19 protein-coding genes and 1 tRNA gene are annotated in these 23585 nt (G+C 39.9%); 15 read left to right on the top strand and 5 right to left on the bottom strand.

What is annotated here, in order from left to right:
- Positions 1–212 precede the first annotated feature (212 nt).
- The 3 genes from B4Z90_RS10060 to rpe all read right to left on the bottom strand — a co-directional run bounded on the left by B4Z90_RS10060 (position 213) and on the right by rpe (position 6328).
- Positions 213–2477: an aconitate hydratase gene (locus B4Z90_RS10060; RefSeq protein WP_286802106.1), complete on the bottom strand. Its 2265-nt coding sequence runs from the start codon at positions 2475–2477 to the stop codon at positions 213–215.
- A gap of 49 nt (positions 2478–2526) precedes the next feature.
- A complete protein-coding gene (locus B4Z90_RS10055) occupies positions 2527–5289 on the bottom strand; it encodes a bifunctional aconitate hydratase 2/2-methylisocitrate dehydratase (RefSeq protein ID WP_070561104.1) in 2763 nt (920 codons plus the stop codon).
- Positions 5290–5629: 340 nt separating this feature from the next.
- Positions 5630–6328: a ribulose-phosphate 3-epimerase gene (rpe, locus tag B4Z90_RS10050; protein WP_112376372.1), complete on the bottom strand. Its 699-nt coding sequence runs from the start codon at positions 6326–6328 to the stop codon at positions 5630–5632.
- 151 nt (positions 6329–6479) lie between these two features.
- Between rpe and B4Z90_RS10045 the strand changes: the two genes are divergently transcribed.
- The 13 genes from B4Z90_RS10045 (at position 6480) to B4Z90_RS09985 (ending at position 19986) form a co-directional block, all read left to right on the top strand.
- On the top strand, positions 6480–8597 hold the full coding sequence (locus tag B4Z90_RS10045; RefSeq protein WP_046672874.1) for an HD family phosphohydrolase: 2118 nt from the start codon (positions 6480–6482) through the stop codon (positions 8595–8597).
- Positions 8598–8724: 127 nt separating this feature from the next.
- Positions 8725–8811, top strand: a tRNA-Ser gene (locus B4Z90_RS10040).
- Between the two features lie 260 nt (positions 8812–9071).
- Positions 9072–9959 carry an MBL fold metallo-hydrolase gene (locus B4Z90_RS10035; protein ID WP_112376371.1) on the top strand — a complete coding sequence of 296 codons (888 nt, stop codon included), beginning with the start codon at positions 9072–9074 and terminating at the stop codon, positions 9957–9959.
- 232 nt (positions 9960–10191) lie between these two features.
- A complete protein-coding gene (locus B4Z90_RS10030; RefSeq protein ID WP_112376370.1) occupies positions 10192–11064 on the top strand; it encodes an SH3 domain-containing protein in 873 nt (290 codons plus the stop codon).
- A 47-nt stretch (positions 11065–11111) separates the two neighbouring features.
- Entirely contained in the window at positions 11112–13481 is a 2370-nt protein-coding gene (locus B4Z90_RS10025) for a hypothetical protein (protein WP_204991116.1), read from the top strand.
- Between the two features lie 160 nt (positions 13482–13641).
- Positions 13642–14013 (top strand): hypothetical protein, encoded by a 372-nt coding sequence (locus B4Z90_RS10020; RefSeq protein WP_112376367.1) that lies wholly within the window; start codon positions 13642–13644, stop codon positions 14011–14013.
- A gap of 67 nt (positions 14014–14080) precedes the next feature.
- Positions 14081–14917, top strand: coding sequence for a DUF3347 domain-containing protein (locus tag B4Z90_RS10015; RefSeq protein WP_204991115.1), 837 nt, complete (start codon positions 14081–14083; stop codon positions 14915–14917).
- A 177-nt stretch (positions 14918–15094) separates the two neighbouring features.
- Positions 15095–16027 carry a TIGR01777 family oxidoreductase gene (locus tag B4Z90_RS10010; protein ID WP_204991114.1) on the top strand — a complete coding sequence of 311 codons (933 nt, stop codon included), beginning with the start codon at positions 15095–15097 and terminating at the stop codon, positions 16025–16027.
- Between the two features lie 58 nt (positions 16028–16085).
- Positions 16086–16946, top strand: a complete 861-nt coding sequence (locus tag B4Z90_RS10005) for a fumarylacetoacetate hydrolase family protein (RefSeq protein ID WP_204991113.1) — start codon at positions 16086–16088, stop codon at positions 16944–16946.
- A gap of 149 nt (positions 16947–17095) precedes the next feature.
- Positions 17096–18115 (top strand): methionine ABC transporter ATP-binding protein, encoded by a 1020-nt coding sequence (locus B4Z90_RS10000; protein ID WP_201639159.1) that lies wholly within the window; start codon positions 17096–17098, stop codon positions 18113–18115.
- Positions 18108–18761 (top strand): methionine ABC transporter permease MetI, encoded by a 654-nt coding sequence (gene metI, locus B4Z90_RS09995; protein WP_046672885.1) that lies wholly within the window; start codon positions 18108–18110, stop codon positions 18759–18761. The genes B4Z90_RS10000 and metI overlap by 8 nt, the downstream gene beginning before the upstream one ends.
- A 15-nt stretch (positions 18762–18776) precedes the next feature.
- A complete protein-coding gene (gene metQ / locus B4Z90_RS09990; protein ID WP_112376360.1) occupies positions 18777–19589 on the top strand; it encodes a methionine ABC transporter substrate-binding lipoprotein MetQ in 813 nt (270 codons plus the stop codon).
- Positions 19567–19986, top strand: a complete 420-nt coding sequence (locus B4Z90_RS09985; protein WP_070561116.1) for a YchJ family protein — start codon at positions 19567–19569, stop codon at positions 19984–19986. The genes metQ and B4Z90_RS09985 overlap by 23 nt, the downstream gene beginning before the upstream one ends.
- Positions 19987–20189: 203 nt before the next feature.
- On the opposite strand, the gene B4Z90_RS09980 is transcribed toward B4Z90_RS09985, so the two are convergent.
- Together B4Z90_RS09980 and B4Z90_RS09975 are read right to left on the bottom strand one after the other, a co-directional pair.
- Complete coding sequence (locus tag B4Z90_RS09980; protein WP_070561117.1) at positions 20190–21626, bottom strand: dicarboxylate/amino acid:cation symporter; 1437 nt, start codon at positions 21624–21626, stop codon at positions 20190–20192.
- A gap of 175 nt (positions 21627–21801) precedes the next feature.
- Complete coding sequence (locus B4Z90_RS09975; protein WP_046672889.1) at positions 21802–22152, bottom strand: 4Fe-4S dicluster domain-containing protein; 351 nt, start codon at positions 22150–22152, stop codon at positions 21802–21804.
- Positions 22153–22308: 156 nt separating this feature from the next.
- Here B4Z90_RS09975 and B4Z90_RS09970 point away from each other — a divergent pair, with 156 nt between their 5' ends.
- The gene (locus B4Z90_RS09970; protein ID WP_112376359.1) at positions 22309–23322 is read left to right on the top strand and encodes an acyl-CoA reductase; all 1014 of its coding nucleotides are present in this window, start codon (positions 22309–22311) and stop codon (positions 23320–23322) included.
- A gap of 55 nt (positions 23323–23377) precedes the next feature.
- On the top strand, positions 23378–23581 hold the full coding sequence (locus tag B4Z90_RS09965) for a fructose-6-phosphate aldolase (RefSeq protein WP_070561119.1): 204 nt from the start codon (positions 23378–23380) through the stop codon (positions 23579–23581).
- Positions 23582–23585: the final 4 nt, after the last annotated feature.

Genomic DNA, 23585 nt, shown 5'->3' with positions numbered 1-23585 from the left:
AGCAAATAAAAACAGTGGAAATTGGTAAAATATGACGAAGATCACAGAAATGTCATTCGATTTAAAAAACAAACCTTCTTGACTTCTCAAGCACCGAGAGCAGTTAAAGCAAACTAGCAAGTTCTTTCTGTCGAATAACATCAGACACTTTCAAAAAAAAGCTGCTTCCCATTTCCAGGAAAGCAGCTTTTCATTTTATTTCTAAAGAATTATTATCCTTGATTTTTGCGGATGATATTCAAAGCTCCACCGGCTTTAAACCACTCGATTTGTTGCGCATTGTAGGTATGATTCGCCAAAATCTCTTCCGAAGTACCATCAGCATGATGTAACACAAGCGTTAATGGTTTACCTGGAGCAAATTCTGTCAGACCGATAATATCAATGGTATCATTCTCCTGAATCTTGTTATAATCGTCTTTATTTGCAAACGTTAATCCCAACATACCTTGTTTTTTCAGGTTTGTTTCGTGAATACGGGCAAAAGACTTAACTAAAACAGCACGAACACCTAAATGACGAGGTTCCATCGCAGCATGCTCGCGGGAAGAACCTTCACCGTAGTTTTCATCACCGACCACAATTGAACCAATACCGTGTGCTTTATAGTCCCGCTGTGTTGCAGGAACAGGACCATATTCGCCTGTAAGTTGATTTTTAACGCTATCAGTCTTCTCATTGAAGAAATTCAAGGCGCCAATCAACATGTTATTTGAGATATTATCCAAGTGACCACGGTATTTCAACCAAGGACCAGCCATAGAAATATGGTCAGTAGTACATTTACCTTTCGCCTTAATCAATAGTTTCAACCCTTTCAAATCTGTACCTTCCCATGGAGCAAAAGGCTCCAACAATTGAAGACGATCAGAAGTAGGTGCTACATCAACCACCACCGAACTACCATCAGCAGCTGGCGCTTGGTACCCTGGGTCATCTACCGCAAATCCCTTTGTTGGCAACTCATCCCCCACAGGTGGATCCAGCTTCACTTGTTCACCCTTGTTGTTTATCAAGGTATCAGTTACCGGATTGAAACCCAAATCACCAGAAATTGCAATTGCAGCTACCAATTCTGGCGATGCAACAAATGCATAGGTATTTGGATTACCATCTGCACGTTTTGCAAAGTTACGATTGAAAGAATGAACGATTGTATTTTTCTCTTGTTTATCGGCCCCTACACGCTCCCACATACCGATACATGGACCACATGCATTTGTAAAAATTGTCGCATTGAGATCTTCAAAAGTTTTCAGCAAACCATCGCGATCAGCCGTAAAACGCACTTGCTCTGACCCTGGATTAATACCGAATTCAGCTTTTGTGATAAGCCCTTTATCAACAGCCTGTCTTGCAATAGAAGCCGCACGTGACAAGTCTTCATAGGAAGAGTTTGTACATGAACCGATCAATCCCCATTCAACTTGCAGAGGCCAGCCATTTTTCGTTGCTTCTTCACGCATGCGTGAAACCGGAGTATACAAATCTGGCGTAAAAGGACCGTTTAGAGAAGGCTCTAATTCAGACAGATTGATTTCAATTAACTGATCAAAATATTGTTCTGGGTCAGCATAGACCTCAGCATCCGCAGTCAAATGCTGTTTTATAGCATTGGCCGCATCAGCTACTTCGGCACGACCCGTAGCGCGCAGATAACGTTCCATCGATTCGTCATAACCGAAAGTTGAGGTTGTTGCACCAATTTCAGCACCCATGTTACAGATGGTTCCCTTACCTGTACACGATAGCGACTCCGCACCTTCGCCAAAATACTCGACAATGGCACCAGTTCCACCCTTTACAGTCAAAATACCCGCGACTTTGAGGATCACATCTTTTGCTGCCGCCCATCCACTCAACTTACCCGTTAATTTTACACCGATCAGTTTCGGGAATTTAAGTTCCCAAGGTAAACCTGCCATCACATCACACGCATCAGCACCACCCACACCGATCGCAACCATACCTAAACCACCGGCATTCACCGTATGCGAGTCTGTACCGATCATCATACCGCCTGGAAACGCATAGTTTTCCAAAACGACTTGGTGAATAATACCAGCTCCGGGTTTCCAAAAACCGATACCATATTTATTGGATACAGAACTCAAAAAGTTGAATACTTCAGAACTTTCGCTTTTAGCACGAGCCAAATCTTTATCCGCACCCTCTTTCGCCTGAATCAGGTGATCACAGTGTACAGTAGAAGGAACCGCTACCTTTGGACGCCCAGCTTGCATAAATTGCAATAATGCCATCTGTGCAGTTGCATCCTGCATAGCAACGCGATCTGGAGCAAAATCAACGTAAGAAACGCCACGTTTGTAATCCTCAGTAGCATTGCCATCCCAAAGGTGGGCATACAAAATTTTCTCAGATAAAGTCAAAGGTTTGTTAACCACCTGACGAGCAGCAGAAATGCGCTCATCATATTGGCTATAGACCTTTTTAATCATATCTATATCAAAAGCCATATCTCTCTAATTTATGTTGTTTAATTAAGTTACTAAACCCTATCACTAATTATTTTGTTGGAATAGGCGCAAACTTCGTTAAGTTAATGCCTTCCACAGCAGCTTTATATTCTTCAATATTCGGAATCCGGCCCAAAATCGCTGAAAGAACAACAACCGGAGTTGATGCTAATAAAGACTCCCCTTTTTTACCATCTCTGTCTTCAACGACACGTCCTTGGAATAAACGGGTTGACGTAGCCATTACCGTGTCACCTTTAGCTGCTTTCTCCTGGTTACCCATACAAAGGTTACAACCAGGACGCTCCAAATACATAATATTCTCGTATTCAGTACGCGCAGTACTTTTTGGTAAAGCATCGCTAAATTCAAATCCAGAGTACTTTTGTAAGAATTCCCAATCGCCTTCCGCTTTTAGCTCATCAATGATATTGTATGTTGGCGCTGCAACGACCAAAGGCGCTTCAAACGTAACAACACCTTTTTGCTGTTCAATGTTTTTCAACATCTTCGATACGATCTTCAAATCGTCTTTGTGAACCATACAAGAACCGACGAAACCTAAATCCACCTTTTTGTTTCCACCATAGTAAGAAAGATCGCGAATTGTATCGTGTGTATAACGTTTCGAAACATCTGCATTATTCACATCCGGGTCGGCGATCATCGGTTCTTCGATAATATCCAGATCAATAACAACTTCAGCGTAATACTTCGCATTGGTGTCTGGAGTTAAAGCAGGCTTAGCACCAGATTTAATTTCCTCAATACGTTTGTTCGCTTTGTCAATTAAGCCCTGCAAAACATTGTTTTTGTTTTCCATGCCTTTATCGATCATAATCTGGATACGGTTTTTAGCGATTTCCAATGATTCGATCAGCGTATTATCCTGTGAAATACAAATAGAAGCTTTCGCTTTCATTTCTGCAGTCCAGTCTGTAAAAGTAAATGCCTGATCCGCTAAAAGCGTACCGATATGAACCTCAATAATTCGACCTTGGAACACATTTTCACCAGCAAACTGTTGCAACATCTGCGCTTGTGTCGCATGAACCACATCACGGAAATCCATGTGTTCTTTCATACTGCCTTTAAACGTAACTTTGACCGATTCAGGAATTGGCATAGAAGCTTCACCTGTCGCTAAAGCTAGCGCCACCGTACCGGAGTCAGCACCAAAAGCAACACCCTTAGACATACGGGTATGTGAATCACCTCCGATAATGATTGCCCACTCATCGATGGTAATATCATTTAATACCTTATGAATAACGTCCGTCATCGAATGATACACCCCTTGAGGGTCGCGTGCTGTGATCAATCCAAAATCATTCATAAATTTCATCAATTTAGGAATATTGGCTTGTGCTTTTTTATCCCATACCGATGCAGTATGACAACCTGATTGATAAGCCCCGTCTACTGTAGGCGAAATTACTGTAGCAGCCATCGCCTCTAACTCCTGCGCAGTCATCAAACCTGTCGTATCTTGCGAGCCAACGATATTCACCTTCACACGCACGTCAGAACCAGCATGTAATACCTTACCTGGCGTTACACCTACCGCATTTTTATTGAAGATTTTCTCCACTGCCGTTAGACCCTGGCCTTCAATTGTAATTTCTTTTGAAGGGGCAAATACTGCTGGCGCTTGAATACCTAAAGTTTCCGCTGCAAAAGTTTGGATCTTTTTACCAAAGACAATAGCATAAGAACCACCTGCTTTAATAAATTCCATTTTTTGAGGAGTCAAAGCTTTCGAAATATCGATTAGCTCCTGCTCGCCGTTATATAATTTTTTAGTCTTGGTATTAATTGTTAAGACAGTACCTGTAGCAACAGAATAAGCTTCTTCAAGAATTGGCTCGTTTTTCTCATTACGGATTACGTTACCATTTTCATCCACTTTCTTCACCCAGTTTTTAAGGTCTATACCGATACCTCCGGTTACGTCCACTGTTGTCAAGAAAATTGGGGAGATACCATTCGTACCACCAACAATTGGTGCAATGTTGACAAAAGGAACGTAAGGGCTCGCTTGTTTACCGGTCCATAGTGCAACGTTGTTTACACCCGACATACGAGATGACCCCACTCCCATTGTTCCTTTCTCAGCAATTAACATAACGCTTTTACCAGGGTGTTGCGCCTGTAATTCAACGATCTGTTGCTGTGCTTCAGGTGTGATCATACATTTTCCATGTAATTCACGATCTGAACGCGAGTGTGCCTGGTTACCTGGCGACAATAAATCTGTCGAGATATCACCTTCACCAGCGATAAAAGTAACCACTTGAATTTCCTCAGCAACCTCAGGCAGTTTCGTAAAAAACTCTGCTTTTGCATAGCTTTCTAAAATATCTTTCGCAACTTCATTGCCTTGCTCAAAAGCTTCTTTCAAACGAGCAGTATCTGCGTCGTATAAGAAAACTTGTGTTTTAAGAACCTCAGCCGCCTGTTTTGCAATAGCTAGGTCTGTGCCCAAAGCCAGGTCCAATAAGACCCTGATCGAAGGACCACCCTTCATATGTGACAACAATTCAAAAGCAAAATCAGGTGTAATTTCAGCAACAACTGATTGACCCAAAATAATTTCCTTCAGAAATTGTGCTTTAACACCCGCTGCAGGCGTAGTACCCGGCAACGTGTTGTAAATAAACAATCTTAAAGATTCAGCTCTATTTTCATTGTTTAAATCTTTAATCTGAGCAATTACCTCACTTAGTAATTCTGCTCCATCAATAGGCTTAGGATGTAATCCTTGGCCTTCTCGTTCTACAACCTCTTGTACGTAATCGTTGTAAATACTCATAGATATCTATCTTTCTATTTTATGGGCAGCATAAAAACACATTATCTTTCTACGCCACCATGTCTGTTATATAATTAAGCTAATACGCCATCTATCGGGTCCCCCTAACAAATCACAAATTAACCCTTCCACTTCATGTTTTGAAGTTGATTCATTTGTCGTAAATCAACTTGTATGACTAATTACAAAAATAGTGAAAATCCAACTTTAAACGCATGCATTCCATTTATTTAAATCAATTTGGAATTGTTCTAAACAGAACTTATGCAATCCCGCCATCTTTCTTTGCAATCCACTATTTTGCATTTATTTCTTTCAAAAAAAAAGGTGATTTATATTATCAAATCACCTTTTCCTTTAATATACTTTCTACAGTTATATCAATGTCTTTTAATGCTTTCACAGTTTCCAAAGGATCTGTCGCGTTGAAGACAAATGAACCTGCCACCAGCACATCTGCTCCCGCTTTCAATAACTGTGCTGCATTCGCAGTCGTTACTCCTCCATCGATTTCAATCAGCAGTCCATTATTCACGCCCTGTGCCATCGTCCTTAGTTCCTGCACCTTGGCGTAGGTATTCGGAATAAATTTCTGACCACCGAACCCTGGATTAACAGACATGATACACACCAAGTCTAAATCTGCAAGAACATCTTTTAATAGAGCAACCGGTGTATGTGGATTCAATGCGACACCAGCTTTACATCCCAATTCTTTTATAGCAGCTATTGTACGATGCAAATGTGTACATGCTTCGTAGTGCACTGTAATGATCTCAGCACCCGAATCTTTACATACTTGCAGATAACGATCGGGGTCAACAATCATCAAATGTACATCCAAAGGTTTAGCAGCATGTTTTGCAATAGCCTGCATAACTGGAAATCCAAAAGAGATATTTGGAACGAAAACCCCGTCCATAATATCAATATGAAACCAATCTGCCTCACTGTTGTTTACCATGATAATATCATCGTATAATTTTGCAAAGTCTGCAGCAAGAACGGATGGTGCAATTAGATGTGATTTTGTTGACATGTTGTATTTTTTTTGCAAAGATAACAAGTATTTTTTGTTCATCACAGCATTTACCCGATTTAATACCTACAAACGACAATTGGCAGAAGCTGCAGAAAATAAATTATAACTACATTTGTATATTAACATTATATTAAAAATATAGCTCACAGTGGGAAGACTAAAAATAAAGTACAAAAGAGAATTAAATACAACGGAGAACCTCGTCCGAAAAATTGGATTAATACTTATCACTATTATTCTGATCTGTATATTCCTTCCCAAACAGCCTCGTTTTCGCTATGAATTCCAAAAGGGAAAAGTATGGAATCATGAGAATCTGATATCACCTTATAATTTTGCCATATTAAAAACGCAGGAAGAATTGAATGCGGACAAGAAAAGTATCTTGAACACGATTCAACCGATTTATAATGCCAATACGACGACAAGCAAAGAGCAAATTGATCAGTTCAATACCGATTTGGCCGAAAAATGGCAAAGCAGCAAGCTGGATACAACACATGAGAATATTGCGGATTATAGAAATGCCGGCAATGCCATCTTAAGCCATCTCTATGGTAAAGGCATCCTTTCATTGAACAATCGGTTTCAGAACCGCAGCAATGACAAATCTCCAGCTTCCAAGCATTACAATTTCACACTGATCCAGGACAAAGTTGCCAGTCAAAAAAACACGGCCGACTGTTACACCATCGAAAGCTCCTATGGTTACATGGATGAGATCATGCCCAAATTGACCAAAATAAAACAAAAGAGCTGGCTCGAGGAGACTTTAAAAAACTATATTACCATTAACTATATTTATAACGACCAGCAGACGGAGGCCTTGGAACAGAATGCCATTGCTAATATTTCAGCGACACGGGGTGTAGTCCAAAAAGGCGAACTGATCGCCGAAAAAGAAAAAATAATTTCCAATGAAACTTACCAGAAACTCGAATCGCTCCGGAAGGTATACGAAGATGAAGGCAAGATCAGTGGTAATCAAAATTATGTGACATTAGGGCAATTTCTAATCATCTCGCTCGCCCTTTCAATTCTAATGGTTTTCCTTTTTCTTTTCCGCAAGGACATCTATTTCAACAATAGATTGCTGGTCATTATCATGATTGTCATTATAGGTATGCTCGGCGTCCTATCCTGGGCCATTAAAATCAAGATACCGAATCTCTACTATATGCCGTTTTGTGCTGTCCCTATTATAATCCGTATTCTTTTTGATACACGGGTTGCACTCAACATCCATCTGTTGATGGTACTGCTGGCGGGTCTTTTTGTACCAAATAGTTTTGAGTTTGTCTTCCTGCAATTTATGGCGGGAATCGTCGCAATCTATAGTATTAAAACATTGGTCAAACGGGAGCAGCTGTTCATTTCCTCGGCTATCATCCTCGGTACCTATTGGATTGCTTATATCGGCTTGGTCGTCACAAGAAACGGATCAATAGACACCATTTACTGGTCTGACCTTCTTCCCTTTTTCGTAAGCGTAATGATCACCTTATTGGCTTATCCGATGATCTATGCATTCGAAAAGTTGTTTGGTATTGTCTCTGATCTCACACTCATGGAACTTACCAATAGTAATTCCAAATTATTGCGGGAACTTTCTTTTAAAGCTCCGGGAACCTTTCAGCACTCCCTACAGGTGGCTAATCTAGCGGAAGCCGCTATCTACAAAATCGGCGGGAATCCACTGTTGGTCCGCGCCGGAGCCCTATACCACGATATCGGAAAATTGACAAACCCTCAATTTTTCATCGAGAATCAGAAGACAGAAAAAAATCCGCATGACGAGCTTTCACCGGAACAAAGTGCGCAGATTATTATATCACATGTCATCAAAGGGGTCGATATTGCCAAAAAACATCAATTGCCCGACGTGATCCTTGATTTTATCCGCACACACCACGGAACGACGCGTGTTGACTATTTTTATAACGTTTTTGTCAAGAACAATCCCGACAAACTGGTGGATGAGTCTTTATTTACCTACCCCGGCCCTATTCCTTTTTCAAAGGAAACAGCCGTACTCATGATGGCAGATTCGGTCGAAGCCGCATCCCGTGCGTTAAAAGAACCATCGGAAGAGTCTATCAATAATCTTGTCGATAAGATTATTGAACATAAATTGATGCGGGGACAGTTCAATAATAGTAACATTACGCTAAAAGATATCACTGAATCGGCAGTTATTTTTAAGGCAATGCTCAAAAGCATCTACCATGTTCGGGTAGATTACGATTTAAGCAAAAAAACAATGTAATTTTAATTGTCAAACAACAAATTGAATTTCAAACGCTTATTGCAACGTTACATTTTTTTTGCATTTTTTTTATTATTTAGACTTTGCAGAATCAAATAATTGCCTTATGTTTGCAATGTCAAAACGAGGAAGGGTGCCTGAGTGGCCGAAAGGAACAGTTTGCTAAACTGTCGTACTGGAAACGGTACCGCGGGTTCGAATCCCGCCTCTTCCGCAGACAAAAGCGCTTTCAGAGGTATCAGAAAGCGCTTTTTTTGTTTCTGGCGCCAAGGCAGCACCAAATAGCCATCTCGCCTACCGTTGCTATTTGACATTCTTTATTTAACTCCGGCCCATAAAATTGCATTCCTGAACATCGTTGTACAGTCTTTAGGCCCCAATAAGTATTGCAAATATTTTATCGATTTATTACATTGTGTTTGATTTTCATAACGCTATTAGATTGTTAAAAGCAATTTGTCCAACTTTGGCAATATGAAACAGCTTAAAAGAACAGGTCATCTACAAATTCCCTTCGGTACGCTCGAACTTGTACTCCTGACAGATGGTTATTTTACGCTAGAAACATTACAGCCTACCCTTGCCCCAAAAATACCGTCTCAACTAGTCGAAATGGAACTGCAAAGGCTTTCACTTTCAACAAAGATCTACCAAGCACCCATCATCATCATGCTGATTAAACAACAGAATCGATACATACTCATTGATACTGGTGAGGGACATTATGACACCGACAAAGCCGGAAATTTAATGGAAAGTCTGCTTTTAGCGAATATTGACTGTAATAAGATAACAGATATTCTCATTACGCACGCACATCGCGACCATATCGGTGGCATATTGGATGCCGATGGTTCACCCAATTATCCAAACGCAACATACTACATGGCTAAACCCGAATTTGAGTTCTGGATGTCAGATCGTCCTGATTTTTCGAAGAGCGAAAATCCAGAAATTGCTCAAGCTAGCATCGATTTAATACGAAAAACACTCGTTGCTATTGAGGTCAAATTACAGCTATTTGAACCGGGCGATCAACTATTTTCCTGCATTCATACAGAATCAGCAGCTGTGCATACCCCAGGACATATCATCTATACAATAAAATCCGACAATAGAGCAATAACAAATCTTGTCGATCTGATACATTCACCGATCCTAGTTTCCCAGCCTCATTGGGGAACTCAATGGGATATTGACTTCAATCGTGCTGTGGATACACGGATAAAAATACTTGATCGCTGTTATCAAAAACAGACACTTGTGCTCGCATCTCATATGCCTTGGCCGGGGATAGGCTTCATTGGTAGAAAAAACAACGGTAAAGAATTGGAGTGGATTCCTAAAAACAGCATTAACTAAAATGTCTTTTCCAAAAGACACACAGCAAATAAATAATCTTCTTCAATTCCTGAAATATTCAAAATGCTCTCTTTCATAATTTTTGTTTTTCATCATATCCAATTTTTTGTAGCAAATGACATTCTCAAGGATTATCAAATATCGTTTCTGGCACTATACAAAAAAATACCTGAAACCAGTGATAAGGGGTATGGGCCAATTCAGCTATTTTTGTAGAAAAGAAGAGTGAAAAATGAAAAAGTTAATTGGATGCTATTTAATTATTTTAAGCATCGGACCACTTTGCTTAAAAGCGCAGGAAAATTTAAAGTTTGACGATAATTTCAACGTTTGGAACATACAAAAAGGCCAGTCAGCAACTGTTTTTGCAGCCAAGGCTTACGTCCGTGCTCACCCCAGTCTAAAGGCAGCAATCGTAGATTCTTTATCCGTCGGAAATGTCGTTACGATCAATAGTAATCCCATCAAAGGAAATACACTAAAAAATTTCTATGCTCCTTGGTATGAGATAAGTTATTCCGACGGTAACAGCAAAAAGAATGGATTTATTTGGCTTGGACTATTAGCGCTCGGAAAACAGACCGCATCAGACGGCTCGCAATATATTTACGGTTTTGAACGTTTCACCAAAGGTATCAACGAACAGGAACAGGATCATTTCTCAACCGGGGTAAAACTTATCGACGCAAATGGAAATTTTCTAGCTGAACACACCTTCCCTTTCGCCTATTCAGAACAAACCTTCTCCCAAAGTAAATTGCTGCCTGCAATGGGGCTGCAAAATGTCAAACACATTATTCGCATCGAATTTCTTGGCGAAGCTTGTGGCATACCCTCTGAATATAACTATGTGGCCTGGACGGGACGGCAGCTGGTTGATCTTCCTAGCCGATATTCGGTTAGTGATGCTGGTGTGTTCTATTATGATGAAAAGATTCTTTTCCCTTCCGAACACGGAAAAAATAATCAGATTATCTATAAATACATTGAAGAGGGAGAAGTTATCGACGATAATGCGGAAAATTCAAATTTTAGGGTCACAAAAAAGAGTGAAGAATTTCTATGGAACGGTATTGGCTTTGAAAAGCTTTCGAAAGCTAAATAGTATTTTAAACAGATTTCAATATACTGAATACATACAAGAATTAATAAATGGAAGAAAAGAATATATATGATTTGTTCTACAGCGGACAACTAGACCTCTTTATTATTGAAGGAGAAAATCAACTACGACAAAACGATCAAGATGTGACGCTTTGGACACACCTCGCCATCGCCTACCACGATCAGCTATTTTATGAGGGCCACGAAGCTATTTTCGATGTGATTCAGGAAAAAATGATTCCCTATTTTCAAAAAGCATTGGCCATCGAACCTAATAATGAAACGACTCTATATCATATACTGAATTATGTTTTAGACAATCAAGCAACACTAGCGCAAATTGGTCGACCAAAATCCCATATTACCGAAGACAATAAAGGTTTATTTATCGAATATGCAAAAAAATTAATCGCTTCCCCAAATATGTCCGGATATGGTCACAACTATTTAACCAATATCTACGAAGGACTCCAGGATGATACAGCGTTGCTCCCAGCTTTGGAGGAGAGTATTGATTTCGTTAAAGAAACATTCAAGGATGAACGAGAAACCTCTGATCATAATTTTTCCCTCTTTTGGATAAAGAAAATATATCTGCTCGACCGTACAAAACAGATCAACACATCCAATATTTTAGCTTTAATGAAAGCAGATTTTAAGCATTTCATCAGCAGCAATGAAATGAATTATGTGGATCTTGCTGAAATTGCTTACGAAAACAAAGCAATCGACCTAGCATTGCAGATTTTACTTAAGCTCATCAAAGGGGAAAACTCAGCCGTGCATATCCATCAGGAGCTGGTTAAATGGCATACTCGATTTGAAGAATTGATTGCCGAGGGGTATGAGCACCCTGAGGTCTTCTACTATCAGCTTATCATTGAGCGTAATTACTCGGAAGAAATCGGAATCCCCCTTGACTATTATTATCTCCATGCACTCAAATTGATCGACGCCTATCCTGACTCTTACGTCGGTTACCATTTTGCGGCAGCCTATCTCTATGACGAGGGACAGTATGCTGCTGCTATTCCATATCTGACTATGGTAGGCGAACGGAAATGGAACGCAACATCCTGGCGACGTCTTTTTGAATGCACTTTTAAAGCCAATGGAACAGTTTACGATCAGGTCCCTACTTTCAATGACCTTCCCCGTGAATGTTACAATGAAGCTGTTATGCTATCTGATTTCATTCACTCCCTGGACAACTTAACCGCAGTCGATCAGTCTGCACTACAATTGCTCGTCCTCGGACTTTACCGTCAAGCCTACGACGCCTTCAAGGACTATTTTGAACGAAATAAATACGAAAGTGACTATTTTGGAGGCAGTCACAATAGGGCCATGAATTGCAATAATCTAGCTTTAGCTTATAAAGAAGCCGGTGAATTGGAAACCTGTTACGCTATCGCAACCGAAGGATTAAGCTATTCCGACTTTGAAGAACTTCATTTCACCCGAGCCGATACCTTGTCAGCCTTGGAAGATTACGTAAGTCTCGAGCAAGTACTTCAACAGTACTTTGACACCTATCAGATCTCGTTGGAAGCCACTCTTGCGCAGCAAGAATTTACTTCGGAAGAAGACGAAGAAACGGAGTCTGCCATATTTCCTCCTTGTTACCGCATGCTTATGCATCAAATCGACGTCGAATATCAACTGGGTCGTACAGCGGACATTCAATCCCGGGCGCAACAGCTTCTCGAGTTTATTTACAAATTCTATATTGATCATCCCAATTTAGACGAATATCACTACCGTGACTTTGAAGCGTCAAAGAATGGGATCGAGCATATTATCTATCAGATTACCGAACAGGATAGTTTAGCGCAACGCATCTATTATTACGAACAAATGGCTAAACAATATCCACACGAGGCCCAGCCTCAATATGTGTTGATGCAGCTATATAATGAAAAGAGCAACTACAAAGCCATGAACATCGCTGCGCAGCAATATCTTAAAAATAAACCGGAATTTATTATCGACAATTTCGACAAGGCAAAGACACTCTATCTCATCATTAAAAGCCATTATTACCTTATGGAATTTAGTGATGGTAAGGAAACATTCCAAAAGCATGATAACTGGGTACAATCGATCATGGAGCCTAATGACTATGTTCTTTGGTTAAAATTCGGCATTGAACTTTTGGCCGAAAACGGAGCTATAAATGAAGTAGATAAATACGTCAAAGTTTTCAACGGTATTTATGCCCAACACGATTGGGGTTATGACGATGATGTCGAATCGGTTAAATTGGCAGAAGCACATGTGAACTATAAAACTGGGAATCTGAAAAAAGCACACAGCTTACTGGATGAAGTGCTTTCCTATTCGGATCACTCTCCTCTGGCTGATGAATATAAACGTACCTGGAAAAAGCCAGGCTTCTTCTCTGGTTTTAAATTTTAAGTACTTCTTTTGCTTAAAAAAAAGAAAGAATTCCAAACGTCGCTCCATGTTATTCGGCCCTCTGACCCCAAATAATATGGAGCGGATTAGAAAATCCTTAATGCCAAAAAACGTTAAAAAGGAAGCAGATTCTGCCCAAAACAACTATATTTGAACTGACATGGCAATTAAGCGACTTATACTACTTTTTTTAACCTTAGGTTTTCTGTTAAGTGCACCCGGCGCTTTTGCCTGCCATAAAATGAATGCACACAGCAGTCACACCCAAGATGATGCTACCACTGACAAAAAGGACCATTGTTGTGCAAAATTTAAATCTTCCAAAAAAAAGGCTTTCTGTAAACATCATAAAGCCTGTAAAAATTGTAATTGTCAATGTGCTTATAGTTGTACGATTTTGGCAATTTCCAACCCTCTTGAAAAAGGTCATGAGCTTTGCGGTATAGCCATCAAAAAAAATTATAAACCCATAGCGCCAACATTTATTTCTGAAGGATATTTCTGTCCCTGGGTTCCGCCAAAAATAAGTTAATTCTCGTATTGATCATTTATCAATCATTTTTGATTACTTATTTTTATATATTCTTTTATCCAATCATATGAAAATCCAACACTATATCATAACAGGGGCTTTAGTGCTATCCTCTTTGACAAACTATGCACAAGACAACAACACCGTGAACAACAATGTTAAAATTGCCGGGAACTGCGGTATGTGTAAAAAAACAATAGAAAATGCAGGAGCCGCCGCTCAGGCTAAAGTTGAATGGAATGAAGACAACCAAACAGCGACAATAGCCTATGATGCAAAGAAAACGTCCTTAGATGCTGTATTGAAAAGTATCGCTGGAGCAGGCTACGACAATGAAAAATACCTTGCTGCCGAAGATACCTATGCTAAGCTACACACTTGCTGTCAATACGAGAGGAATTTAGCTCCTCCAGCTTCAGACGCCACCCAAGATGCAACCATTGCAGCGGTAGCTTCAGTAGATAACATCAGCAACGCAAGCAATTTTCAAAAGATCTATGACCAATATTTTCTGCTTAAAGATGCGCTTGTAGCAGCGGATGGTAAACGAGCTGCAGGCCTCGCAAACGATCTTGCCGATGCTATCGCCAAGGTAAAAACTGCTGATCTAACGCAAGCGGAACAGGACGTCTGGAAAACCAAAACAGCATCACTCAAAGCCATTGTAAAGAGTCTACAACAGGCCAAGGATATCAGCAAACAACGAGAATCCTTCGCAATTTTGTCAGAAGATATCTATAGTTTGTCCAAAAACTCAAAACCATCTTCTGCTGTTTATTATCAAAAGTGCCCGATGTTTAACAAAGGTAAAGGTGCCACTTGGTTAAGCCGTCATAAAGAAATCAAAAACCCTTACTATGGCGCACAGATGCTAACCTGTGCTATCACAGTTCAAACGCTTTAACCAATAACGTCAGTTAATCGACTCTTAAAAGGTTTATCTCGTCGGGAGATAAACCTTTTTTTGTAATTGCTGCCACAATGATCGATTTTTTATAAACCAAAATAGTATATTTAATATCAGCAGAAATAGGTTCGCTTAAATGACAATATGCGTATATTATAAAACAAGGTTCGATTCATGGAAAAAGTAATTATTACAGGTGGTGCCGGAGCTATAGGTCTTCATTTAACAAAACTATTGGTTGCCAATTTCTATGAAGTTATTATTTTTACTAGAAATCCGAAATCCCATCCCGCACAGCCGAATGTCAGATACGTACACTGGGATCCCTATAAGCAAGAGATAGATGCCAAATCAATTCAGGAGGCCGATTATATCATCAACCTGGCAGGCGCAAACCTCAATGCCAAACGCTGGACAAAAACATATCAGCAAGAAATTATTGGCAGCCGGGTCGAAAGTGGGAAACTGCTCTACCAAAGTCTTAAACAACTACCTAATCAGGTAAAAGCAGTTATATCTGCCTCCGCTATAGGCTGGTATGGAACGGACGATCCCTACCAAAAAAGACCTTTTACAGAAGGAGACCCACAAGGGGGCAATTTTCTATCCTGGGTTTGCAACCTCTGGGAAGGAAGCGTAAAACCTATTGAAACATTGGGAAAAAGACTCGTTGTCTTCCGTTTTGGAGTCGTTATCAGTAAGGATCAGGGAATGCTAAAAGAAATCGGACGCTTCCTACCCTTTCGTTCAGTTCCGATATTGGGTTCTGGTAAACAGATGCTCAGCTGGATCCATATCGATGACCTCTGCCGCATGCTGCTATTCGGCCTGCAGAATAATCATGTAGCCGGGATTTATAATGCCTGCTCCTCCGAACCGCTTCCGCTTGCCGAGTTTACCAAAAGAATAGCGAAACGTCAATACGGTCCATTCTACATACCCCTCCCAGTCCCATCACTGATGATTAAGCTGATGCTCGGAAAAAAAGGAGAGGAAATGGTACTCAATGGGACATGGGTGAGCAACAAAAAGATTGTTCATGAGAAATTCCCTTTTAAATATCCCCTTTTGGACAATAATTGTATAGATAATTTACATATCGATTAATTGTTAATTCGCGTTAATTTCCGCCCTTTTTGGGACAAAATCCGTATATTTGCGGCTTATGAAGATTTTTAGATATGGCGCAAAGGGCTCCGAAAAAGCGGGAGTCATTTTAAACGAAAAGAAATATGATGTTTCGGAAGGAAATTTTCAATATAACCGCGATTTCTTTGCGGATATTGCAAATTTGGAAAGACTTCAAGCATATATAATTGAAAAAGGCGACAAGCTTAAAGAGATAGCCGACGACGAGCGTATTGGTACACCATTGGAAGCTCCTTCCAAAATACTTTGTGTAGGACTTAATTTCGATGATCACGTCAAAGAGACCAAATTACAACAAGCTTCCGAGCCTATTGTATTTATGAAATCTGTATCTGCATTCAATGGCCCTTTTGATGGAATTACCCTTCCGAAGTTCTCTGTAAAATCTGATTGGGAAACCGAATTTGCCATTGTAATAGGAAAAAAAGCTTCTTATGTTACTGAAGAAGAAGCTTTGGACCATGTGTTTGGCTACGTGCTACACAACGATGTGACAGAGCGTGAATTTCAAATCGAGCGTGGCGGAACCTGGGACAAAGGTAAAGGATGTGACACGTTCGCCCCTATTGGTCCGTTTATAGCAACCAAAGATGAAATCACAGATATCGATAACTTAAGAATATGGCTTAAACTCAATGGTGAAATCATGCAAGACGGCAATACAAGTGATTTTATCTATCGTGTGCCCAAATTGATCTCTTATTTAAGTCACTTTATGAGCTTACTTCCTGGCGATATCATTTCCACAGGATCGCCTGCAGGATCTGGCATGGGCAAATCTCCACAAAGATTCCTGAAAGATGGCGATGTCATCGAATATGGTATTGATGGACTTGGATCGGCAAAACAAGTGATTTCAGCTTATCAAGGTTTATAAAAAATAGATATCTGGGTTCTTTCATTCTTTTTCAGTCTGAAAGAGCCCATTTTCTTTCACTTGATTTTATTTTATCCGCGGCATTTGTGTACATTTATATCAACATCATCCATTTGTCCAACTAAAATTGCTAAATCCCTACAGGGTCAATGATTCAACTAAACAACATATCCAAATCTTTTGCGGTAAAAGCGACACGTATTGATGCTTTAAAAGACGTCTCACTGTCTATTGCAAAAGGTGAAATTTTTGGTGTAATAGGCGCTTCTGGAGCGGGTAAAAGTACTTTGATTCGTTGCGTCAACCTTTTGGAAAGGCCAGACAGTGGTCAGGTAATTATAGAAAACAACGACTTGATGTCGCTGCCTGCCAGTGATCTTATGTTAAAAAGAAGGAAAATTGGTATGATTTTCCAACACTTCAATTTGCTATCATCACGAACAGTTTATGGAAACATATCCTTCCCGCTCGAACTTGAGGGCAAATCTAAAGAATTTATCAGCGGAAAAGTGTTGGAGCTATTACGTTTGGTTGGGTTGGAAGACAAAGCCGACGTGTACCCTGCAAATCTTTCAGGAGGCCAAAAACAACGCGTTGCCATCGCGCGTGCATTAGCCAATGATCCTTACATTCTACTTTGCGATGAGGCTACAAGTGCCTTAGACCCAGCAACCACAAAATCTATCCTCAAACTGCTAAAAAAAATCAATAAGCAGCTTGATCTTACGATATTATTGATTACGCACGAGATGGATGTTATAAAAAGTATTTGCGATCAGGTTGCCGTATTAGACCACGGAAAATTGATTGAAACTGGTCCGGTAGAATCAATATTCGCCAATCCTCAGGAAACAACAACCAAAAACTTTATTCAGTCTTCACTTGAAGTTGAAATTCCACTAAGTTTTCAGGAACGCTTGAAAAGCGCTGGAAACCCACTCGTAGAAATCTATCTAACTTCAAATGAAGAATCCATCCCATTTATACAACATTTGGAACAACAATTTCAAGTCAAGACAAATATCATCACCGCTCAAATAGATTATATTGGCGAAATGAAATTTGGTGTTATATTAGCCGAACTATCGGGTGAAAAAGAACATGTTATGCATAGTCTATCTTTCTTAAAAGAAAAGCATTCACAAACTAAAATCTTAGGCTATGTCTGATCAGGTATTTAATCTTCTGCTATCGGGTACTTTAGAAACCCTAACCATGACTTTCTTATCAGGTTTCTTTGGTTTTGTACTGGGTCTTCCACTCGGGATTTACCTGTTCTTGACCCGCAAACATCAACTGCTCGAAAACAAAGCCATGCACCAACTTGTTTCATTGCTGGTGAATGTGTTTAGGTCTATCCCCTTTATTATACTTATCGTATGGATGATTCCGTTTACACGCAACCTTGTCGGAACATCTATTGGTATGGCCGCAGCATTGGTTCCCTTGAGTATAGGTGCAGCTCCCTTTATTGCAAGACTTGTGGAAAATAGTCTTCTAGAAATTCCAAATGGCCTGATTGAGGCCTCAAGAGCAATGGGAGCAAATGCCCAACAGGTAATTTTCAAAGTTTTACTTCCTGAGGCTCTCCCCTCGCTGGTAAACAATGCAACAATTACGTTGATCACACTTGTTGGATACTCCGCGATGGGTGGCGCTGTAGGTGCCGGTGGACTTGGACAGATTGGTTATCAGTATGGTTATGTCGGATATGATACTTTTATCATGAATTCTGTTCTAATTTTATTAATTTTAATCGTATTCCTGTTACAGTATACAGGAGACTACATCTCAAAAAAAGTAAACCATCGTTAACATAAATTATATCATATGAAAAAATTGAACTATGCATTTGCAATCTTAGCCTTCAGTCTCGTATCGATTGTGGCATGCAACAACAGCGAAAAGAAAGAGAATACCCTTAAAGTCGGTGTGGTATCCGGACCAGAAAAGGAGCTTGCAGAAACGGCTAAGAAGGTTGCAAAAGAAAAGTTCAATCTTGATGTGGAGTTGGTAGCTTTCAACGACTATGTTGTGCCCAATGAAGCCCTAAATCAAGGAGATATCGATGTAAATGTATTTCAGCATCAGCCTTATTTACAGGAACAATCCAAACAACGCGGTTTTACAAAGTTAACCATCGTCGGAAACACATTTGTATTTCCGATCGTTGCCTATTCTAAAAAAATAAAAAGCATCACCGAGTTACAGCCTGGCGCCAGTATTGCCATCCCCAATGATCCTACCAATGGTGGCCGCTCACTTTTACTTCTCCAACGCGAGGGCATTATCGGCTTAAAAGAAAATGTAGGCATACAGCCTAAAGTAACAGATATAGTAAGCAACCCTAAGCAGGTTAAAATCATTGAGATGGAGGCACCACAGTTGCCGCGCGTTCTGGATGATCCTCAGGTTACAATTGCCATCATCAACAATAGTTTCGCCGCTCAGGCTGGGTTGGATCCCGAAAAACAAGGCTTATTCACAGAAGACAAAGAATCACCTTACGTTAATCTGATTGTTACCCGTTCGGATAATAAAAACGATGAAAAGGTGCAGCAGTTTATTCAAGCGTATCAGTCACCTGAAGTGGAAGCTACCGCAAAAAAAGTCTTCAAGAATGGCGCCATTAAAGGCTGGTAAAATTTTTAAAATACAAGTGATAGCATCAGATCAATTATGCCCCTGTGGCTCTGGCAATACCTTTGGAGAATGCTGCCAACAAATTCATCGTTTCCATGCCAAAGCAACCACAGCAGAGGCATTGATGCGTGCACGTTATAGTGCTTTTGTGACACAACAGATCGATTTCCTATACGATACATTTCACCCCTCAACACGACGGTTCCAAAATAAACAGGCCATTGGGCAATGGGCGCGGGACAATAAATGGATGCAACTCGCGATCCTGAAATCTACACTCCATACGGTCGAGTTTGAAGCACATTATCTGGATCCACAGATGGAAGTTCATATTCACCATGAAAAGTCTACCTTCAAAAAACAAGGTGATTTATGGTACTACGTTGACGGGCGCTGATATAAATAGTTTGCTTGCAAGCCATTGGAAAGGATACCAGACTATCAACAACAGCTTGCAAGCAGCTTTTCGTTCCATAAAAATTCCCTTCTATGAAATAAAATGTGGTTTCAACTAAGTCCTTATTTTTGCTCATAAAAAAGCAGTCTCAACGGGGATGTCAAGACTGCTTTTCTGCAACGAATATTCGTTAGTTATTTCTATTAGATCGCCTGTTCAGTATCTTCGCGATAAGGAGCTTCTTCATCAAACTCACCCTCCCATTTAGCAACAACAACGGTTGCCAAACAATTTCCGATCACATTGACAGAGGTACGCGCCATATCCATGAGTTCATCGATACCTAAAATGGCAGCAATGACAAATGTTGGTAAACCAAACTGATCCGCTGTCGCAATCAAAATAATTAATGAAGCCCTTGGGACAGCAGCAACACCTTTGGAGGTGATCATCAATGTAAATGCAATCATCAATTGATGTCCAAACGACAAATGGATACCAGCCGCCTGAGCGACAAAGATGGCAGCCAATGATAAATAGAGTGAAGTACCATCCAAGTTAAAACTATATCCTGTCGGAATGACAAACGAAACAATCTTACGTGGCACACCAAATTTCTCCATTGCGCTCATTGCTTTCGGTAATGCCGCATCTGAACTTGTAGTGGCAAATGCAATGGAAACAGGTTCCTTAATCGCATTTATAAAACGTTTAACAGGTATCTTTAAATACAAAGCTACAGGAAGCAATACCAAGCATAAAAAGCATACTAAAGCAAAATACAGCGTCGCTAAAAGCATGAAAAGATTCTTAAGGATATCGACACCGAGATGCCCCACAGTGTAAGCCATGGCAGCACCGACCCCGATAGGCGCAAAGTACATAATCATGTTCGTAAACTTAAACATCGTTTCAGACATACTTTCGGTAAAATCAACCAAGGGTTTACGCTTTTTCTCATCGACCATTGCCAATCCAATCCCGAACAAAATTGAAAATACAACAATCTGTAAAACTTGGTTATCCGCTACAGATTTGACAATATTTTCAGGAAACAAGTCGCGTATAAAAGAAGTGAACTTGTATACAGGATGCACATGGTCCGGAAGGGTTTTAAGGATATGCTCATCCATACTTTCCTTCGGCGCAGGGAGTTCTTCATGTGGCATATGTGCAACATCAACGCCCACTCCTGCTCGAGTCAGGTTTATAGCACCTAAACCAATAAAAATAGCACATGTCGTTGCGCAAAAGAAATAAAGCATCGATTTCCATGCCATACGCCCCACCTGTTTCAAATCAGAATGCCCTGCAATTCCATATACAAGCGTAGCAAAGAGAATCGGTCCCACAATCGTCTTGACTAACTTGATAAAACCTTTACTCAAAGGTTGCAGAGAAATCGCTAGATTTGGAAAATCCAACCCGACAAATATCCCCATAATCATACAGGTCAAAATCCAAGTGGTCAAATTTTTCTTAAAGAGCGCATTTACAACCAAAACGGTAGCAACTATCCAACGGACAGCCATTAGAAATTCATGCGAAAAGCCTACAACATCAAATTCGTATAATACAGCAATGATACAAGCTAATGTAACTGTGATTAGGGTTATCAACCCTATTTTGGTTTTTAACATTTAAAAGATTTTAATGGTCAAAAGAACAAAAATAAAAAAATACTATGCTTTTGCAAATATTATTATTCCAAATAGCCAAGATTCACAACAAAATATCGATTTCGCCAAAATAGAAAGGCACAAAAAAGGCAGGAAAATTTCTTATCCTGCCTTATATTTTAACGGAACACTAAATTTATTCCGCGTGTAACCAAGCTTTTTTCGCTAATAGCTCATCGTTCGATTCACGTACATCTTCGTCATCCACACAACAATCTACAGGGCAAACCGCTGCACATTGAGGCTCATCGTGGAAACCTACACATTCCGTACATTTATCTGAAACAATATAATAGACTTCATTAGAGATCGCTTCTTGAGACTCGTTGGCATCTAGTGTAACACCATCGCCAAAATCAATAACCCCATCCAAAGCCGTCCCATCTGAGAATTTCCAAGTTACACCAGCATCGTATATTGCATTATTTGGGCATTCCGGTTCGCAAGCACCACAGTTAATGCATTCGTCTGTAATTTTAATCGCCATTTATAACCTCACAATTATGATAAATAAACTATTTTTGCATTATCAATATGAAACAAAGTCTGATTGAACAATAAGGCTAGTTGATTCACGTTGATTAATGTTAACAGCACAAATATAATACAAATTTGTGTATTCATCTTTTAAAATTTTAATATTTTGACAAAGCAACAACGAATAAATGCATTTGTAAAATTAGGCGAGCGGCTGCAAGAGCGACCTGATGATTTGATTCAAATCATTCAATTCGCCCAACATAAAAACCCCTGGTATACGCCTCAAAATGTTGAACGTGCCATTCAAGCCATTGCTGCCAATCTGACAATAGAAAAGCTGAATCACTGGTTAGCTCCTTATCCAGATCTAAATTCAACGAAAATTGTAGGATTAATTCTGGCCGGCAATATCCCCTTGGTTGGCTTCCATGATATGCTATCGGTACTGATCAGTGGCTTTAGAGCCAAAATCAAAGTCTCATCGGACGACGCAGGATTGACAAGTTATGTGCTCCGCCTCCTTAAACAAATTGACCCGTCCTTTACCGATGCCTTTGAAATTGTTGACAAACTAAAAGATTTCGATCTGGTTATAGCAACAGGTTCCAACAATAGCTCGCGTTATTTTGACTATTATTTTGGAACCAAACCACATATTATTCGTCGCAATAGAAATAGTGTTGCCATCATCGGTGGACAAGAATCTCCCGACCAGCTTGAATCACTGGGACATGACATCTTTGATTATTTTGGGTTAGGCTGTCGCTCTGTATCAAAGTTATTCATTCCAAAAGATTATCCAATAGCACACTTCTTCGAAGGTATCGCTGCGTTTAACAACGTGACGGAACATTTTAAATATAATAACAATTACGACTACAACAAATCCATCTATCTGATCAACGGCGACAAGCATTTTGATAATGGATTTTTATTGCTAAAGGAGGATGAGCGCACAGCTTCTCCCCTTGCTGTAGTTTATTATGAAACATACGAAACACTGGCTGAAGTTGAAAATAAACTCCAATTAGCGCAAGAAAATATCCAATGTGTTGTATCAGAAATAGCTTTAAATGTGCCCTCGCCAGTATTTCGTTTTGGAGAGAGCCAATGCCCTGCTTTGGATGATTTTGCTGACGGCGTGAATACATTGGATTTTTTATTCGCAAACCAATAAGCTTCCTTTAAATTCATAGTAAATAAATTGCATTAAAAATACTAACTTTGAAATTATGTATATCATTAAAGTAAAAGGTGTCGCCAAAATCCCTGATTATGTTCAATTAAGAGATGATGCCTTCACCTTGCTGGCATATTTTAGAGTCGACCGCCCAGATAAATCACTTGATAAGATTGGATTAGGAGAAAAGGCAGAATATATCATGCAACTGGTTAAAGAAATGCCTTTTGGGCAAATTAAAAAATTAGAATTTTAGCTTC

The organism is Sphingobacterium sp. UBA5639 (assembly GCF_002421245.1).
Classification (GTDB): domain Bacteria; phylum Bacteroidota; class Bacteroidia; order Sphingobacteriales; family Sphingobacteriaceae; genus Sphingobacterium; species Sphingobacterium multivorum.
Note: the sequence above shows the minus strand (reverse complement) of the source record. Positions and strands in the feature narration are given on the sequence as shown.

What these genes read in the sequence shown, in the direction of transcription:
- B4Z90_RS10060 (WP_286802106.1), bottom strand. Translation starts at nt 2,477, where the DNA reads ATGGCTTTTGATATAGATATGATTAAAAAGGTCTATAGCCAATATGAT.
- B4Z90_RS10055 (WP_070561104.1), bottom strand. Translation starts at nt 5,289, where the DNA reads ATGAGTATTTACAACGATTACGTACAAGAGGTTGTAGAACGAGAAGGC.
- rpe (WP_112376372.1), bottom strand. Translation starts at nt 6,328, where the DNA reads ATGTCAACAAAATCACATCTAATTGCACCATCCGTTCTTGCTGCAGAC.
- B4Z90_RS10035 (WP_112376371.1), top strand. Translation starts at nt 9,072, where the DNA reads ATGAAACAGCTTAAAAGAACAGGTCATCTACAAATTCCCTTCGGTACG.
- B4Z90_RS10030 (WP_112376370.1), top strand. Translation starts at nt 10,192, where the DNA reads ATGAAAAAGTTAATTGGATGCTATTTAATTATTTTAAGCATCGGACCA.
- B4Z90_RS10025 (WP_204991116.1), top strand. Translation starts at nt 11,112, where the DNA reads ATGGAAGAAAAGAATATATATGATTTGTTCTACAGCGGACAACTAGAC.
- B4Z90_RS10020 (WP_112376367.1), top strand. Translation starts at nt 13,642, where the DNA reads ATGGCAATTAAGCGACTTATACTACTTTTTTTAACCTTAGGTTTTCTG.
- B4Z90_RS10015 (WP_204991115.1), top strand. Translation starts at nt 14,081, where the DNA reads ATGAAAATCCAACACTATATCATAACAGGGGCTTTAGTGCTATCCTCT.
- B4Z90_RS10010 (WP_204991114.1), top strand. Translation starts at nt 15,095, where the DNA reads ATGGAAAAAGTAATTATTACAGGTGGTGCCGGAGCTATAGGTCTTCAT.
- B4Z90_RS10005 (WP_204991113.1), top strand. Translation starts at nt 16,086, where the DNA reads ATGAAGATTTTTAGATATGGCGCAAAGGGCTCCGAAAAAGCGGGAGTC.
- B4Z90_RS10000 (WP_201639159.1), top strand. Translation starts at nt 17,096, where the DNA reads ATGATTCAACTAAACAACATATCCAAATCTTTTGCGGTAAAAGCGACA.
- metI (WP_046672885.1), top strand. Translation starts at nt 18,108, where the DNA reads ATGTCTGATCAGGTATTTAATCTTCTGCTATCGGGTACTTTAGAAACC.
- metQ (WP_112376360.1), top strand. Translation starts at nt 18,777, where the DNA reads ATGAAAAAATTGAACTATGCATTTGCAATCTTAGCCTTCAGTCTCGTA.
- B4Z90_RS09985 (WP_070561116.1), top strand. Translation starts at nt 19,567, where the DNA reads ATGGCGCCATTAAAGGCTGGTAAAATTTTTAAAATACAAGTGATAGCA.
- B4Z90_RS09980 (WP_070561117.1), bottom strand. Translation starts at nt 21,626, where the DNA reads ATGTTAAAAACCAAAATAGGGTTGATAACCCTAATCACAGTTACATTA.
- B4Z90_RS09975 (WP_046672889.1), bottom strand. Translation starts at nt 22,152, where the DNA reads ATGGCGATTAAAATTACAGACGAATGCATTAACTGTGGTGCTTGCGAA.
- B4Z90_RS09965 (WP_070561119.1), top strand. Translation starts at nt 23,378, where the DNA reads ATGTATATCATTAAAGTAAAAGGTGTCGCCAAAATCCCTGATTATGTT.